The sequence below is a fragment of the Paracoccus sediminicola genome (assembly GCF_027912835.1).
In the GTDB taxonomy this organism is placed as follows: domain Bacteria; phylum Pseudomonadota; class Alphaproteobacteria; order Rhodobacterales; family Rhodobacteraceae; genus Paracoccus; species Paracoccus sediminicola.
Map to the genome: position 1 here is coordinate 1,230,460 of NZ_CP115768.1, position 14,992 is coordinate 1,245,451.

Here is a 14,992-nt window from a genome sequence, read left to right on the forward strand (position 1 = left end):
CGCGCGCAAGTTTCCGCGACAGGGTTAACCTGACGTTAAGGAATTTTGGCTTGGTTGGCGCAAAAGTTTTCAGCCGCGGGGAACTGGCCAGCATGGCTTATCAGATCAATGCCTATACATTCGATACACCTTTGATTGAGAAGCATAACCGGCCCTTCTTGAAGGCTGAGGGCATTTCCTTCGCAGACGCGAAGGAGACGCTCATCTATCTCGACGATGAGTATAATATTTTCAACGTCACATCTCGCTTCAAACCGTCCGGGCAGGCGCTGCTGAAAGAGGTGGAGCTGGGCGGTGAGATCCTGCCGGAGGGGACGATCCTCACTTATCACGTTCACAGAGCGTCGACTTTGGTAAATGTCGACACGAAACAGCTTTACTATGCCTTTTTCCCAGTCACCGCCGGAAAGAGAGATGTCGAGCCTAACGATTTCGGCGACAACACCACGGTGTTGATCATTCCCAAGGAAGGCAGTCCGCCATTCGATCCGAAAGGCATTTATGATTACAGTAGTCCTAACATCCGGAATCCACTCCGGATGGAGCCGGTCAGCATCCCGCCTGGCTATCTCTCCGCGCCCTGTTTCGCCTCCGGCACGCTGATCGACACCGCTCTGGGTCCGCGCCCGGTCGAGACGATCCGGGCGGGCGATCGGGTGGTTACAAGGGATCGCGGCATCCGGCCCGTCCTGTGGGCAGGCGGGCGGCAGCTGAGCGCGCGGCATCTGGACATCGCGCCGAATCTGCGTCCGGTGCGGATACGGGCCGGCGCGCTCGGTCCGGGCTGTCCGGCGCAGGATCTGACCTTGTCGCCGCAGCATCGGGTGCTGATCCGTTCCCGGCTCGCGCGCGATCTTGCCGGCAGCGATGAGACGCTGGTGGCGGCAAAACATCTTTGTGCGCTGCCCGGCGTCTCGGTCACAAACCCGGCCTGCGGGGTAAGCTATCACCATCTCCTGTTCGATCGGCATGAGATCCTCAGCTCGAATGGCTGTTGGACCGAGTCGCTCTATACCGGTCCGCAGGCGCTCAAATCGGTGCCGGCCGGAGCGCGGCGTGAGATCCGGGCGCTGTTTCCCGAGCTTTTCGCGCAGGATGCGCCGCTGCGCCCCGGCGCGCGGCAGTTCCTCGACGGGCGGCAGAGCCGGGCGCTGATCCGACGTCACATGAGCTGCAATGCGGCGCTCTATCGCTGCGATTCCTGAGACTGGCATGAAAAGACCCGGCCCGCGCGGCGGACCGGGTCATGTCATGGCGCCGGTAGTTACTGGGCGCTGTCGCCCTCGGTCTCGGCGCTTTGCGCAGCGTCGTCGGTGCTAGCGCTGTCCTCGGCCTCTTCGGTGACGTCGTCGGCGGCGTCGTCAGTGCCAGCCTCTTCCGAGCCGGGCTCTGCCGATTCCGTCGCGTCGTCGCTGCCCGAAGTTTCGGCTTCGGCGCTGTCATCGGATGCGGTGCTTTCGGCAGAAGAGGCTTCGCCTTCGGCGGGGGTCTCTTCGCTTTCGGCGGCATCGTCTGCGGCGCTGCCTTCGCCCGCATCCGCCCCGGCCTCTTCCCCGATCACGGTGATCCGGCCATCGGTTTCAGCGGTGAAGTCAGGCCCCTGCTCGGCCAGATATTCCGCCAGCACATCGGCGAGATCCGGGCCGAAATCATAGGCTTTCGTTCCATTGGTCGCGAACATGTCGTAACCGTCCCCGCCGCCGCGCATATAGTTGTTCGAGACGACGCCATATTCGGCCTGGCTGTCGATCGGACCCCATTCCCCGTCGGTCATCACCTGCACATCGCTGATCCGTTGGCCAATCTCGGCCGAGGGATCGACGGTGTATCGAAGACCCGCGACCTGCGAGAAGCGGCCGCCCTCCTCTTCAAAGGCGCTGGCTCCGTTTTCCAGCGCCGCCACGACATCGCCGCCCTTCAGCATGAAGGTCGAGAGCGTATTCTGGAACGGCAGCACGGAAATCACCTCGCCCATCGAGATCGGCCCGGCATCGATCGAGGCGCGAAGACCGCCGCCATTCTGAATCGCGATCTGAATGCCCTGATCGGCGACGCGGGCCAGCATCGCATCGGCCACCAGCGAGCCCATCGCGCATTCGCGGAACCGGCAATCGGCGCGGTCGGCATTGATCGGCGAGGCGGTCTCGGCGACGATCTCCTCCTGCATCTCGGCGATGGGCGCGCCCAGCTCTTCGATGCGGGCGGTGATCTGCGGATCGGGCTCGATCGAGCCGTCGATCAGAATCGGCTCGCCCTCGGCGGCGGTGACGACGCCGTTATCGTCGAAGGTCAGGGTCAGATGGCCCAGATATTTGCCATAGGCATAAGCCTGCACGACCGGCACCTGAACGCCATCGGCGCCATCGACCATGAACGGGTAAGGCCCCTCGGCACTGTCATCGGTGTTCGACAGGAAGGTGTTGGTGTGGCCGCCGACAACCGCGTCGAGACCGGGAACGTTGGCCGCGATCTCTTGCTCGCCCTGAAATCCGATATGGGTGACGGCGATGATCTTGTCGATGCCCTCAGCGGTCATCTCTTCGACATCGGCGGCGATCCCGTCGACCTGGCTCTGGAAGATCAGCGCATCGCCGGGAGAGCTGATCTCGGGCGTGTCGATGGTGGTGCCGCCGACGATGCCGATACGCTCTCCGCCGAGCTCGATCACGGCCGAACCCTTCAGCTTGTCGGCCAGAATGTTCGACTGGCTGGCGTCGATATTGGCAGAAAGCACGGGGAATTCGGCGGCGTCGATCAGCGCCGAGACCGCCTCGGGGCCATCGTCGAATTCATGGTTGCCGACCGCCATCGCGTCATAGCCGAGCCGGTTCATGAACTCGGCCGCGGCCTCGCCCTTATAAGTGGTGTAGAACAGGCTGCCCTGGAACTGGTCGCCGCCATCGAGCAGCAGAACCGGTTCGCCGGCCTCTTCATACTGAGCGCGCAGCTCGGCGATCTTGGTGGCCAGCCGCGCGGTGCCGCCAAAGCATTCGCCCGCCGCCTCGGTTTCGTCATCGCAGGTCGAATCATATTTGTTGATCGCCTCGATGCGGCTGTGAAAATCGTTGGTGTGCAGGATATGCAGCTTGGTTTCGGCCTGCGCCGCACCCGCGGTCAGGGCGAGCGTGGCAGCAGTGGCCATCAGGCGGGACTTGGTCATGGAACTCTCCTTGGCAGGGACGTCATGCAAACGTCACAATCTCGACACATTGGCGCGTGCTCCGGGATGCGTCAAACGTTCATCGCATAGCCGGTCAACACGACGGCGTTGTGACGGTGGTCCGGTTGGCGTCGGGTCAATCCGGGGCTTGACCCCGCCGGCGCATCGGCACAGATACGCGCCATGCTTGTCTACAAGGTCCTCCGAGACGCCGAATGGCGTGATTTCCAGCGTGACGGCGCCACCGAAGGCGCGCCGGTGGATCTGGCTGACGGTTACATCCATTTCTCCACCGCCGAGACCCTTCAGGAGACGCTCGACAAGCATTTTGCCGGCGAGGACGGTCTGTGGCTGATCGCCTGCGAGGCCGACGCGCTGGGCGCCAAGCTGACATGGGAAGAATCGCGCGGCGGGCTTCTGTTCCCGCATCTCTATCGGGCGCTTTCTCTGGCGGATGTCGCCTGGTGGCGGGCTTTGCCGCTCGGCCCGGATGGCCACGAGACGGGGGTCGCGCCATGAGGATCATCGAGCGGATCGGCGTGGAGGCGCTGCACCGGATGGAGCCCGAGCGGGCGCATGATCTGTCCATCGCGGCGCTGTCGCGCGGGCTGGTGCCGATGCCGGGCGCGCCGGTCAGCTCGCCGCGCCTGCGGACGCGGCTGGCGGGGATGGATCTTCCCAACCCGGTCGGGCTGGCAGCGGGTTATGACAAGAACGGCCGCGCCTGCGCGGCGCTGATGCGGGCGGGTTTCGGCTTTATCGAATGCGGCGCGGCGACACCGCGTCCGCAGACCGGAAATGACAAGCCCCGCCTCTTCCGGCTGAGCGGCAGCGAGGCGATCATCAACCGTTTCGGCTTCAACAACGAAGGTGCCGCGGTGATTGCACAACGTCTCGCGGCGCGTCCGGCGGGCGTCCCGGTCGGGCTGAATATCGGCGCCAATCGCGACAGCGAGGACCGCGCGGCCGATTTCGCCGAGGTGGTCCGAGTGGCCGGCGAGACCGCAGATTTCCTGACCGTGAATGTCTCTTCGCCCAATACCGAACGCCTGCGCGAGCTTCAGGGCGCCGAGGCGCTTGCCGCGCTGTTGAAAGGCGTGATGGCGGCGCGCGATTCGCTGCCGGTGCGGCGGCCCGTGTTTCTCAAGATCGCGCCCGATCTCGATGAGAACGCGCTCGCCGATCTGGCCAATGTGGCGAAATCGGTCGGGGTGGACGCGATCATCGCGACCAATACCACGCTGTCACGCGATGGCGTGACCGACCCGCAATCGGCCCAGCCGGGCGGGATGTCCGGGCGGCCGCTTTTCGCACGCTCGACGCGGGTTCTGGCGCAGATTTACCGGATGACCGGCGGGCATGTGCCGCTGATCGGCGTTGGCGGCATCAACAGCGTCGAGGATGCCTGGCAGAAGATCCGCGCCGGGGCGAGCGCGGTGCAGCTTTATACAGCGTTGATCTATCATGGGTTTTCGCGCGCCGCCGAGATTGCCCGCGGGCTCGATCAGCGGGCCGAGCGCGAGGGTCTGGCGAGCCTGTCGGAACTCACCGGCACCGGCGCAGAGGAATGGGCGCGCGCCCGCTGAGGCAGCGCGCCTGACCGGCCGGTGGATCGGCCGAGGCTTTCGGCGCATTTCGCAATTCCCCCCTGCCTCGTTTCCGCCTAACCTGATCCGCGATATTCTGGCGGAGTTCTTCATGCTGACCATTCACGGTGTCACCCGGTCCCGCGCGTCGCGCATCATCTGGCTCTGCCATGAGATCGGCCTGCCCTTCCGGCAAGAGCCCGTCATCCAGGCCTATCGCGTGGCCGACCCCGAAGCGGCTGAGGCGCCGCTGAACACCGACAGCCCTGCCTTTCGCCGCATCGCCCCGGCCGGGGCGATCCCGGTGATCGAGGATGACGGGCTGGTTCTGTCGGAATCCTATGCGATCACGCTTTATCTCGCCCGCAAACACAGCGCCCCGCTCGGCCCCTCCGACGCCGCCGAGGACGCGCTGATGATGCAGTGGAGCTTCTACGCCGCAACCGCGGTCGAGCCGGATGCGCTGACCCTGCTGTTCCTGCACGGGCGCGGATCGGCGCAGAGCGGCGACGATCAGGCCCTCATCGCCAATGCCGCCGAGCGGCTGATCCGACCGTTCCGTGTGATCGAGGATCGCGTCGCCAGTCAGGGCCAGCTTGTTGCGGGACGTTTTACCGTCGCCGATATCAACATGGCCGAAACGATCCGATATGCGCAGGGCTATGCGCCGCTGATGGACCAGTTCCCCGGCATCGCGCAATGGCTGGCCGATGCGCAGGCCCGCCCGGCATTTCAGAAGATGTGGGAGGCGCGGCTGTCCGAGCCGGAATAGACATTGAAATACACATTTCATCATGCAATGTATCGTCCGATGGAAAGGACACCGCATGACCCGTCTGCTGACCAACCATATCTGCACCATGACCGAGCTGCGCGAGCCGCATAAGGTGCTCGAACGCTCGGGCGGCAAGCCGGTGGCGATCCTGAAGAACTCGCAGTTGGTGGGCTATCTGGTGCCGGAAGAGGCGACCGAGACGGCGCCGCACCGATATGCCACGCGCGAAGAGGTGATGGAGGCGCTGCAGCGCACCGAGGCGCAAGCGCAGCCGGTGCTGGATTACCTGCGCGACAAGTGAGCGACCGGATGCGCGAATGGCTGCTGCCCTCGCCCGATATGGTCGAGATGATCCACGATGCCGTGCTGAACCCTGGCGAGCTTGCCGGCATGGCGCGCGACAAGTCGCTGGAAGGCATGCTTGCCCGAGTCGAGAACCGTCTCGCCTATGGCATGGTCGAGGATGTTTTCGGGCTCGTCGCGGTCTATGCCAAGGCGATCTCGCAAGGGCATTGCTTCAACGACGCGAACAAGCGGACCGCCTATCGCGTGATGCAGATCGTTCTGGACATGAATGGCGCGCGGGAACCGGATGTCGCGCCGGAGGTGATCGGCGACAAGATCATCGCCCTCGCTCAGGGCCGGATCGACGATGGCGATCTGGCGGAATGGCTGCGCGCCCATCGCTGACCGCTACCCCTTGCGGCGGGCCGTCTCGGCGCCACAAAGCCTTGCCGAGACAGCCCGCTTCATGAGATAAGCGCGGAAACCAAAAGCGAGCAGAGCATGGCCGACGACCTATTCCCCACCACGACGGAGGACACCAGCTATTCCGCCGCCTCGATCGAGGTGCTGGAGGGGCTGGAGCCGGTGCGCAAACGTCCCGGCATGTATATCGGCGGCACCGATGAACGCGCGCTGCACCATCTGGTCGCAGAGATCCTCGACAACTCGATGGACGAAGCCGTCGCGGGCCATGCCACCCGTATCGAGGTCGAACTGCACGCAGATTACAGCGTCACTATTCGCGATAACGGGCGCGGCATCCCGATCGATCCGCATCCGAAATTCCCCGGCAAATCCGCGCTTGAGGTGATCCTCTGCACGCTCCATGCGGGCGGGAAATTCTCGGGCGATGCCTATCAGACTTCGGGCGGGTTGCACGGCGTCGGGGCCTCGGTGGTCAACGCGCTGTCGGACCGGCTCGTGGTGCAGGTGGCGCGCAATAAGGAGCTGTTCGAGCAGAGCTTTTCGCGCGGGATCCCGCAGGGCCCGGCGGAAAAGATCGGCGCGGCCCCGAACCGGCGCGGCACCACCGTCACCTTCCATGCCGATGAGGAAATCTTCGGCCATCACCGTTTCAAGCCCGCGCGGCTGCTGAAGATGGTGAAATCCAAGGCCTATCTGTTCTCCGGCGTCGAAATCCGCTGGAAATCCGAGATCGACGATGGCGAAACCCCGCTCGAGGCCACGTTCCACTTTCCCGGCGGCCTCGCCGATTATCTGACCGAGACGCTGGATGGTGTGACCACCTATGCCGACCGTCCGTTCTCGGGCAATGTCGATTTCAAGGAACGTTTCGGCGTTCCCGGCAAGGTCGATTGGGCGATCAACTGGACGCCGTCGCGTGACGGCTTCATCCAGTCCTATTGCAACACCGTCCCCACGCCCGAGGGCGGCACGCATGAGGCCGGGTTCTGGGCCGCGATCCTGAAAGGGGTCCGCGCTTACGGCGAACTCGCCAACAACAAGAAGGCCGCCCAGATCACCCGCGAAGATCTGATCACCGGCGGCTGCGCGCTTGTGTCCTGCTTCATCCGCGAACCGGAATTCGTCGGCCAGACTAAGGACCGGCTGGCCACGACCGAGGCGCAGAGGCTGGTCGAAGGCGCGGTGCGCGACCATTTCGACAACTGGCTGGCCAGCGATCCGAAATCGGCGGGCGCGATCCTCGACTTCCTGATCCTGCGCGCCGAGGAACGGCTGCGCCGCCGTCAGGAAAAGGAAACGCAGCGCAAGACCGCGACGCAAAAGCTGCGCCTGCCCGGCAAGCTGGTCGATTGCAGTGCCAAGAACCGCGCCGGGACCGAGATCTTCATCGTCGAAGGGGACTCGGCCGGCGGCTCGGCCAAGCAGGCACGCGACCGCAATACGCAGGCGCTCCTGCCGCTGAAGGGCAAGATCCTGAACGTGCTGGGCGCGGCCTCGGGCAAGCTGGGTTCGAACCAGGAGATCAACGATCTCTGTCAGGCGCTCGGCGTCGGGATGGGCACGAAGTTCAACGTGGATGATCTGCGCTATGACAAGATCATCATCATGACCGATGCCGATGTGGATGGCGCGCATATCGCCTCGCTGCTGATGACGTTCTTCTTCACCCAGATGCGGCCGCTGATCGACAAGGGGCATCTCTATCTCGCCTGCCCGCCGCTCTACCGGCTGACCCAGGGCTCGGAGCGGGTCTATGTCGCCGATGAGGCCGAAAAAGAGGCGATGATGGCCAAGGGACTTGGCGGGCGCGGCAAGATCGACGTGCAGCGCTTCAAGGGTCTGGGCGAGATGGATGCGAAGGATCTGAAAGAAACCACGATGAACCCCAGGACGCGCAAGCTGATCCGGGTGAGCATCGATGATGACGCCGCTGGCGAAACCGGCGATCTGGTCGAGCGGCTGATGGGCAAGAAGCCCGAGCTGCGCTTTCAGTATATCCAGGAAAACGCCCGCTTCGTCGAGGATGACGGGCTGGATGTCTGATCGCCGCCGCGATGGGTGAGCGCCGGGCAATGTATCGCCAGCCCGGTCCGCGATGCGCGTAATGATCGCCACCTGCCTTTGCCAACTCAATCTGCCTTGCCGAGTATCCTGATCGTGACGACCGCCCCGCCGCTTTCGCTGACCGATGACCATGTCCGCCGCGCCACGCGTCAGATCGTGGGCGCGCGGCACAGGCTGGAATGGCATTTGCTGGAGGACCGTGACCTCGACGCCATCGCGGCGCGGCTGACCAGGGGAAGGCAGCGGCCCATCCCGATCTTCGCCTATGGATCGCTGATCTGGAACCCGGATTTCGCCGTGCACCGCCGGACCCGCGCCACGGCGCTTGGCTGGCACCGGCAGTTCAATATCTCTCTGGACCATTTCCGCGGCTCGCCCGCGCAGCTTGGCCTGATGCTGGCCCTGGCCCGGGGCGGCCGCTGCGAGGGGCTGGTGCTGGAAATCGCTCCGGGGACGGAACGCGAGTCGCTGCGTTCGATCCTACGGCGCGAGCTTGTGGCCCATGAATTGTCGCGCAACGCCTCTTGGATCGAGGTCGAGACGGCTCAGGGGCGCAGCGAAGCGCTGACCTTCTATGCCGGGCCCGTCGATACGGATCTGGCCGATCTGACGATCGCGGAACAGGCGATGCGGCTGGCGCGGGCCTGCGGCCCGGCGGGTTCGGGCGCGGAGTATCTGCTGCGCACCGCGCGCGGGCTGCGCGAGGCGGGGATCGTCGATCCCTATATCTGGGAGCTTCAGGCGCGGGTCGCCGCGGAAATCGACAGCTGGACCGGCCAGCCGGAGTAAGATCAGAAACCGAGCCCGATGGAAAAACTGGCGCCGTCTGTTCCGATGCCGAAATCCGCCGCGCCGAAGCTGAACCCGATCAATGCACCGGCCATGACCTGGTGCGGATTATGGGCGCGGGCCTGCACCCTGCTCCATGCCGCGAGTCCGGCGGTGCCATAGGCGGCGGCGCCCGCAGCGGTATTGTCTTCGAAGCATTTTCCGGCGAGATCCGCGGCGCCGAAAAACGCCGCTGCGCTGTGGCCCGAGGGGAAGCCGAGCCCCTCGCCATTCGGGCGCAGCGAGATCGGCCTGCCGTCTAGCGCGCGCTTCATCACATAGGTCACCGCGACATGGGAAAGGCCGCGAACGGCGAAATCCTCGAGCCGGTCCTCACGCTCGGCGCAGACCGCCGCGGCCAGCGGAAGGGCATATTTCATACCCGTTCCGAATTGCTCGAAAGGATCGGCATTGGCGGGCAGCGGGGCAGCGCCGAGCGCGGCGATCCCGGCAATGGCGCTGAGCGAGGCAAGCCGCATCGGCGCGTCAGCCCGCTGTCTTCGCCGTTTCCTTTTTCTGATCGGCATGGATGATCAGCGGTTTGGCAGAGGCATTATCGACCGCCTCTTCATTGACCACGACCTCTTCGACGCTTTGCAGACCCGGCAGGTCGAACATCGTGTCGAGAAGGATGTCTTCCATGATCGAGCGCAGCCCGCGCGCGCCGGTCTTGCGCTTGATGGCACGGCGCGCAATGGCCGTGAGCGCGTCATCGGTGAAGGTCAGCGACACATCCTCGAGATCGAAGAGCCGCTGATATTGTTTCACCAGCGCATTTTTCGGCTTGGTCAGGATGGTGATCAGCGCATCCTCGTCCAGATCGGTCAGCGTCGCGATCACCGGCAGGCGGCCGACGAATTCCGGGATCAGACCGAATTTCAGCAGATCCTCGGGTTCGAGTTCCTTGAACATGTCGCCGACGCCGCGGTCGTCGTTCTCCTTGACCTCGGCACCAAAGCCCATCGCAGTGCCCTTGTTGCGCTGCGCGATGATCCGGTCCAGCCCGGCGAAGGCACCGCCGCAGACAAACAGGATATTGGTCGTGTCGACCTGCAGGAATTCCTGCTGCGGATGCTTGCGACCGCCCTGCGGCGGCACGCTGGCAACCGTGCCCTCCATGATTTTCAGCAGCGCCTGCTGCACACCCTCGCCCGACACATCGCGGGTGATCGAGGGGTTGTCGGATTTGCGGGTGATCTTGTCGACTTCGTCGATATAAACGATGCCGCGCTGCGCGCGTTCGACGTTATATTCCGACGCCTGAAGCAGCTTCAGGATGATGTTTTCCACATCCTCGCCGACATAGCCGGCCTCGGTCAGCGTGGTGGCATCGGCCATGGTAAAGGGCACATCGAGAATCCGCGCCAGCGTCTGGGCCAAAAGCGTCTTGCCGCAACCCGTCGGGCCGATCAGCAGGATGTTGGATTTCGCAAGCTCGATATCCGACTTTGCGCCGTGGTTCAGCCGCTTGTAGTGGTTATGCACAGCGACCGAGAGCACCCGCTTGGCGCGTTCCTGTCCGATCACGTAATCGTCCAGCACCTGACAGATTTCCTGCGGGCTGGGCACGCCTTCACCGGATTTCAGCCCGGAGGATTTCGTCTCCTCCCGGATGATGTCCATGCACAGCTCGACGCATTCGTCGCAGATGAACACGGTCGGCCCCGCGATCAGCTTGCGGACCTCGTGCTGGCTCTTGCCGCAAAAGCTGCAATAGAGCGTGTTCTTGCTGTCGGTCTCAGTCGCCATGCTTCGTCCTTAGTCCTGGGCGGGCGAGCCCTGCGGGCACCCCCAGATTTGGTCGGCCCATGTTAGGGGTGCTGCCCCCATGTCTCAATCCCCAAACCGCATCGCCGGGCACTTGGCCCGGCGCCGGATCACTTCGATTCGGGATCGGCCTTGCCGCGCGGGCTCAGCACTTCGTCGATGAGCCCCCATTCCTTCGCCTCTTCGGGCGACATGAAGCGATCACGCTCGAGCGCCTCCTCGACGGCTTTCAGCGTCTGTCCGGTATGGTGCACATAGATTTCGTTCAGGCGCTGCTTGAGCTTTTCGGTCTCGCGCGCATGGATCAGGATGTCGGTCGCCTGGCCCTGGAACCCACCCGAGGGCTGGTGAACCATGATGCGACTGTTGGGCAGCGCGTAACGCTGGCCCTTTTCGCCCGCGCAGAGCAGCAGCGATCCCATCGAAGACGCCTGCCCGATCACCAGCGTCGAGACGCGCGGGCGGATATACTGCATCGTGTCATAGATCGACAGCCCCGAGGTTACCACGCCGCCGGGGCTGTTGATATACATCGAGATTTCCTTGGACGGGTTTTCCGCCTCAAGGAACAGAAGCTGCGCGCAGATCAGCGTCGACATGCCGTCATGCACCGGCCCCGAAACGAAGATGATCCGCTCCTTCAGCAGCCGCGAGAAAATATCGTAGGCCCGTTCCCCGCGCGAGGTCTGTTCGACCACCATGGGGACGAGCGTATTCATGTAGTGTTCTGCCGGATCGCTCATCAATCTTCCTTGCCCGATTGCCTCTGCCCTGTCGAGTCGAGGACGCAAGGGACCTCGTGTCAGAGCGGTCTTCTACCTACCAAAGGTTGACAGAGTCTTAGTAACGCCCGATCTCATCCGCAAGGGATGCGAAGCATTTGAAAGAGATCGCCTGAAGGAGCCGAAATGAAACTGATCGTGGGGCTTGGCAATCCGGGACCGAAATACGCCGGAAATCGCCATAATATCGGCTTCATGGCCGTGGACCGCATCGCGGAGGATCACGGTTTCGGAACGTGGCGCGCGCGGTTGCAGGGGCAGATGACCGAAGGCCGGCTTGGCGATGAGCGGGTGGCGCTGCTGAAACCCGGCACCTTCATGAATCTCTCCGGTCAGTCGGTGGGCGAGGCGATGCGCTATCTCAAGCTCGGCCCGGGTGACGTCATCGTCTTTCATGACGAGCTGGACCTTGCGCCCGGCAAGTGCCGCGTGAAAACCGGCGGCGGGCATGCCGGGCATAACGGGCTGCGCTCGATTCATCAGCATATCGGCGAGGCGTATCAGCGGGTTCGGCTGGGGATCGGACATCCGGGCCACAAGGACAGGGTCGCGCCCTATGTGCTCTCGGATTTCGCCAAGGCAGATGCGGCCTGGCTGGACGATCTTCTGCGCGGCATCTCGGACGGGGCGGAGGCTCTGGCAGCGGACGATGCGCCGGGGTTTCAGAACAAGGTGGCGTTGCGGGTCAACCCGGGGCGCGCTGAACCCTCACACCGCGCAACCGGATCGCCCGCGACACCGTCAGAGAAAGCGTCTGCGGCCCCGGCGGATCGCGCGGCCGAACCGGACCAGCCACAAAGCTTCGCCGACAAGCTGCAATCCCTCGCCAGCCGGTTTCGCTGAGACCATACATTCGTCCGGCGCGTCGCGTCATCCGGCCCTGCGCCCGGTGTTCGCACCCTTTACACCACCGCGCGAAAGCGTGAGGCTGAAGGTCAACCGCACCCAGCGTGAGAGGCCCGCTCATGGAACCATCGCTGAACGTTCTGGGCGGCCCGCTCGAGGCCTGCTCGATGGACCCGCTGACCGGGTTCTATCGCGACGGCTGCTGCAACACCGGCCCCGAGGATCGGGGCAGCCACACGGTCTGCGTCATCGTCACGGCAGAGTTCCTGGCCCTGTCGAAATATCTGGGCAATGACCTGTCGACACCGCGCCCGGAATTCCGTTTTTCCGGCCTGACACCCGGCGATCGCTGGTGCCTCTGCGCGGCACGGTTTCTTCAGGCAGCACAGGAATATGCGGCGCCGAAAGTGGTGCTCGAGGCCACCCATGCACGGGCAATTGAAGTCGTCCCGCTGGAACTTTTGCACGCCCACGCCGTCGAGAACCGGTAACCGGACACATCACGAGACCCGAATGCTCCGCCCTGCCCTTCGCCGACATATGGCCACGATATTGCTGGCCGCCTTTGCAGCCCTTCCCGCCCTGGCTCTCGATCAGGCGGGCAACGGGGATTTCACACTCGACGACGGCGCTGCCCTTCATGCTGCAGATGCCGACAAGCTTTCGCTGCTCGATCTGCATGTCGGCGCTGCGCTGCGCGAGGCTCTGAGCGGCGGCGAGAACGGCGATGTGGCGCAGCTTGTCGAGGCGCTTGGCGGCCGCCCCTTGCCGATGAGCGAGGCGCGGGCGGCGCTAGAGGGCGATTGGAAATGCCGGATGATGAAGGCAGGCGATCTGTCACCGCTGGTGGTCTATGACGATTTTGATTGCCGCATCCGGGGCAACAGCTTCGAGAAGCTCAGCGGCTCTCAGCGCACGCGCGGCACGCTTCACGAAGATGACGGCCGGGTGGTCTATCTGGGCACGGGCTTCGTGGCGGGAATCGACGTCCCCGCCTATCCCGATCTGCCCGCAGCTCCGCTGGGCAGCGCCGCGTCCGGGCAGATCTGGGCCGATATCGGCATCGTCGAGGCGGTCTCGGACCGAAAAGCGCGGATCATCTTTCCGGACCCGGATCTCGAATCGCGGATGAACCTGCTCTTTCTGACCCGTTAACCGCCCGCGTCGATCTCCACCCCGAGATTCTTCGCGACGGTGAAGATATCCTTGTCGCCACGCCCCGACAGGTTCAGCACGATGAGGTGATCCTTCGGAAGATCCGGGGCGATCTTGGTGATGTGGGCAAGCGCGTGACTCGGTTCGAGGGCCGGGATGATGCCTTCGGTCCAGCATAAAAGCTGGAACGCCTCCAGCGCCTCATCATCCGTGACATAGACATATTCCGCACGTCCCTGTTCGTGCAGCCAGGCATGTTCCGGCCCGATGCCGGGATAGTCCAGCCCGGCGCTGATCGAATGCCCGTCAAGGATCTGCCCGGCCTCGTCCTGCAACAGATAGGTGCGGTTGCCATGCAGAACCCCTGCCCGCCCGCCGGTCAGCGAGGCGCAATGTTCCATTCGCTCATCGACGCCGTGGCCGCCTGCCTCGACCCCGATGATCCGCACCTCGGGATCGTCGAGAAACGGGTGGAACAGCCCCATCGCGTTCGATCCCCCGCCGATGCAGGCGATGACCGTATCGGGCAGCCGACCTTCGGCGCGCATGATCTGGTCCCGCGTCTCGCGCCCGATCACCGCCTGGAAATCGCGCACCATGCGCGGATAGGGATGCGGCCCGGCCACCGTGCCGATGCAATAGAAGGTGTCGCGCACATTGGTCACCCAATCGCGCAGCGCATCGTTCATCGCATCCTTCAGCGTCCCCTTGCCCGAACTGACCGAGACCACCTCGGCCCCCAGAAGACGCATCCGGAACACATTCGGCGCCTGACGCTCGACATCCTTCGCCCCCATATAGACCACGCATTTCAACCCGAAGCGCGCGCAGACCGTTGCGGTGGCGACGCCGTGCTGCCCGGCCCCGGTCTCGGCGATGATCCGGGTCTTGCCCATGCGCCGCGCCAGCAGGATCTGGCCCAGCACGTTGTTGATCTTGTGGCTGCCGGTGTGGTTCAGCTCTTCGCGCTTGAGATAGATCTTCGCCCCGCCGAGTTCTTCGGTCAGGCGCGGCGCGAAATAAAGCGGGCTGGGCCGGCCCACGTAATGTTCCCAGAGATCCGACATCTCGGCCGCAAAGTCGGGATCGTTGCGCGCCCGGTCATATTCCGCCTCGAGATCGAGGATCAGTGGCATCAGCGTCTCGGATACGAAGCGCCCGCCGAAAATCCCGAAGCGCCCCTGCTCGTCCGGGCCCTGGCTAAGAGAATTGATCCGCTCCATCATGCGCCTCCTATGCGTTGCGCCGGTGGTATCGAAACGCCGCTGCGCGGGCAAGCCGGGCTTGCGCAACATTCCGTCGCAGGCTAGCACGTCGC

The 14,992-nt window shown here is 64.1% G+C and carries 15 protein-coding genes and 1 pseudogene; 11 read left to right on the forward strand and 5 right to left on the reverse strand.

Annotation, left to right across the window (positions count from 1 at the left end; translation table 11 throughout):
* The first annotated feature begins 92 nt into the window (after window positions 1-92).
* Complete coding sequence (locus tag PAF18_RS06070; protein ID WP_271117711.1) at window positions 93-1,205, forward strand: Hint domain-containing protein; 1,113 nt, start codon at window positions 93-95, stop codon at window positions 1,203-1,205.
* 353 nt (window positions 1,206-1,558) lie between these two features.
* Here the strand turns inward: PAF18_RS06070 and PAF18_RS06075 are convergent.
* Window positions 1,559-3,160, reverse strand: a pseudogene (locus PAF18_RS06075) (bifunctional metallophosphatase/5'-nucleotidase); the annotation flags it as partial.
* Window positions 3,161-3,343: 183 nt separating this feature from the next.
* Between PAF18_RS06075 and PAF18_RS06080 the strand changes: the two are divergent.
* The 7 genes from PAF18_RS06080 to PAF18_RS06110 all read left to right on the forward strand — a co-directional run bounded on the left by PAF18_RS06080 (window position 3,344) and on the right by PAF18_RS06110 (window position 9,085).
* Window positions 3,344-3,679, forward strand: coding sequence for a DUF952 domain-containing protein (locus PAF18_RS06080; RefSeq protein WP_271117712.1), 336 nt, complete (start codon window positions 3,344-3,346; stop codon window positions 3,677-3,679).
* Window positions 3,676-4,746, forward strand: coding sequence for a quinone-dependent dihydroorotate dehydrogenase (locus PAF18_RS06085; protein ID WP_271117713.1), 1,071 nt, complete (start codon window positions 3,676-3,678; stop codon window positions 4,744-4,746). The genes PAF18_RS06080 and PAF18_RS06085 overlap by 4 nt, the downstream gene beginning before the upstream one ends.
* A gap of 112 nt (window positions 4,747-4,858) precedes the next feature.
* Complete coding sequence (locus PAF18_RS06090; RefSeq protein ID WP_271117714.1) at window positions 4,859-5,518, forward strand: glutathione S-transferase family protein; 660 nt, start codon at window positions 4,859-4,861, stop codon at window positions 5,516-5,518.
* A 55-nt stretch (window positions 5,519-5,573) separates the two neighbouring features.
* Window positions 5,574-5,822, forward strand: a complete 249-nt coding sequence (locus tag PAF18_RS06095) for a hypothetical protein (protein WP_271117715.1) — start codon at window positions 5,574-5,576, stop codon at window positions 5,820-5,822.
* An 8-nt stretch (window positions 5,823-5,830) separates the two neighbouring features.
* Window positions 5,831-6,211 carry a type II toxin-antitoxin system death-on-curing family toxin gene (locus PAF18_RS06100; protein ID WP_271117716.1) on the forward strand — a complete coding sequence of 127 codons (381 nt, stop codon included), beginning with the start codon at window positions 5,831-5,833 and terminating at the stop codon, window positions 6,209-6,211.
* Window positions 6,212-6,307: 96 nt separating this feature from the next.
* Entirely contained in the window at window positions 6,308-8,275 is a 1,968-nt protein-coding gene (gene parE, locus PAF18_RS06105) for a DNA topoisomerase IV subunit B (RefSeq protein ID WP_271117717.1), read from the forward strand.
* A gap of 114 nt (window positions 8,276-8,389) precedes the next feature.
* On the forward strand, window positions 8,390-9,085 hold the full coding sequence (locus tag PAF18_RS06110) for a gamma-glutamylcyclotransferase (RefSeq protein WP_271117718.1): 696 nt from the start codon (window positions 8,390-8,392) through the stop codon (window positions 9,083-9,085).
* A gap of 2 nt (window positions 9,086-9,087) precedes the next feature.
* Here PAF18_RS06110 and PAF18_RS06115 read toward each other — a convergent pair whose 3' ends face one another.
* From PAF18_RS06115 to PAF18_RS06125, 3 genes are all read right to left on the reverse strand, one after another.
* Complete coding sequence (locus PAF18_RS06115) at window positions 9,088-9,603, reverse strand: phosphatase PAP2 family protein (RefSeq protein ID WP_271117719.1); 516 nt, start codon at window positions 9,601-9,603, stop codon at window positions 9,088-9,090.
* A 7-nt stretch (window positions 9,604-9,610) separates the two neighbouring features.
* On the reverse strand, window positions 9,611-10,873 hold the full coding sequence (gene clpX / locus PAF18_RS06120) for an ATP-dependent Clp protease ATP-binding subunit ClpX (protein ID WP_271117720.1): 1,263 nt from the start codon (window positions 10,871-10,873) through the stop codon (window positions 9,611-9,613).
* Window positions 10,874-11,001: 128 nt separating this feature from the next.
* Window positions 11,002-11,634: an ATP-dependent Clp protease proteolytic subunit gene (locus PAF18_RS06125; protein ID WP_271117721.1), complete on the reverse strand. Its 633-nt coding sequence runs from the start codon at window positions 11,632-11,634 to the stop codon at window positions 11,002-11,004.
* A gap of 165 nt (window positions 11,635-11,799) precedes the next feature.
* Between PAF18_RS06125 and pth the strand changes: the two genes are divergently transcribed.
* From pth to PAF18_RS06140, 3 genes are all read left to right on the forward strand, one after another.
* Window positions 11,800-12,516 carry an aminoacyl-tRNA hydrolase gene (gene pth / locus PAF18_RS06130; RefSeq protein WP_271117722.1) on the forward strand — a complete coding sequence of 239 codons (717 nt, stop codon included), beginning with the start codon at window positions 11,800-11,802 and terminating at the stop codon, window positions 12,514-12,516.
* Between the two features lie 122 nt (window positions 12,517-12,638).
* Window positions 12,639-13,010, forward strand: coding sequence for a DUF2237 family protein (locus PAF18_RS06135; protein ID WP_271117723.1), 372 nt, complete (start codon window positions 12,639-12,641; stop codon window positions 13,008-13,010).
* Between the two features lie 49 nt (window positions 13,011-13,059).
* Window positions 13,060-13,674: a DUF4893 domain-containing protein gene (locus PAF18_RS06140; protein WP_271117724.1), complete on the forward strand. Its 615-nt coding sequence runs from the start codon at window positions 13,060-13,062 to the stop codon at window positions 13,672-13,674.
* Here PAF18_RS06140 and trpB read toward each other — a convergent pair.
* The gene (gene trpB / locus PAF18_RS06145) at window positions 13,671-14,897 is read right to left on the reverse strand and encodes a tryptophan synthase subunit beta (protein WP_434802241.1); all 1,227 of its coding nucleotides are present in this window, start codon (window positions 14,895-14,897) and stop codon (window positions 13,671-13,673) included. The two genes, PAF18_RS06140 and trpB, sit on opposite strands and share 4 nt — an antisense overlap.
* Between the last annotated feature and the right edge of the window lie 95 nt (window positions 14,898-14,992).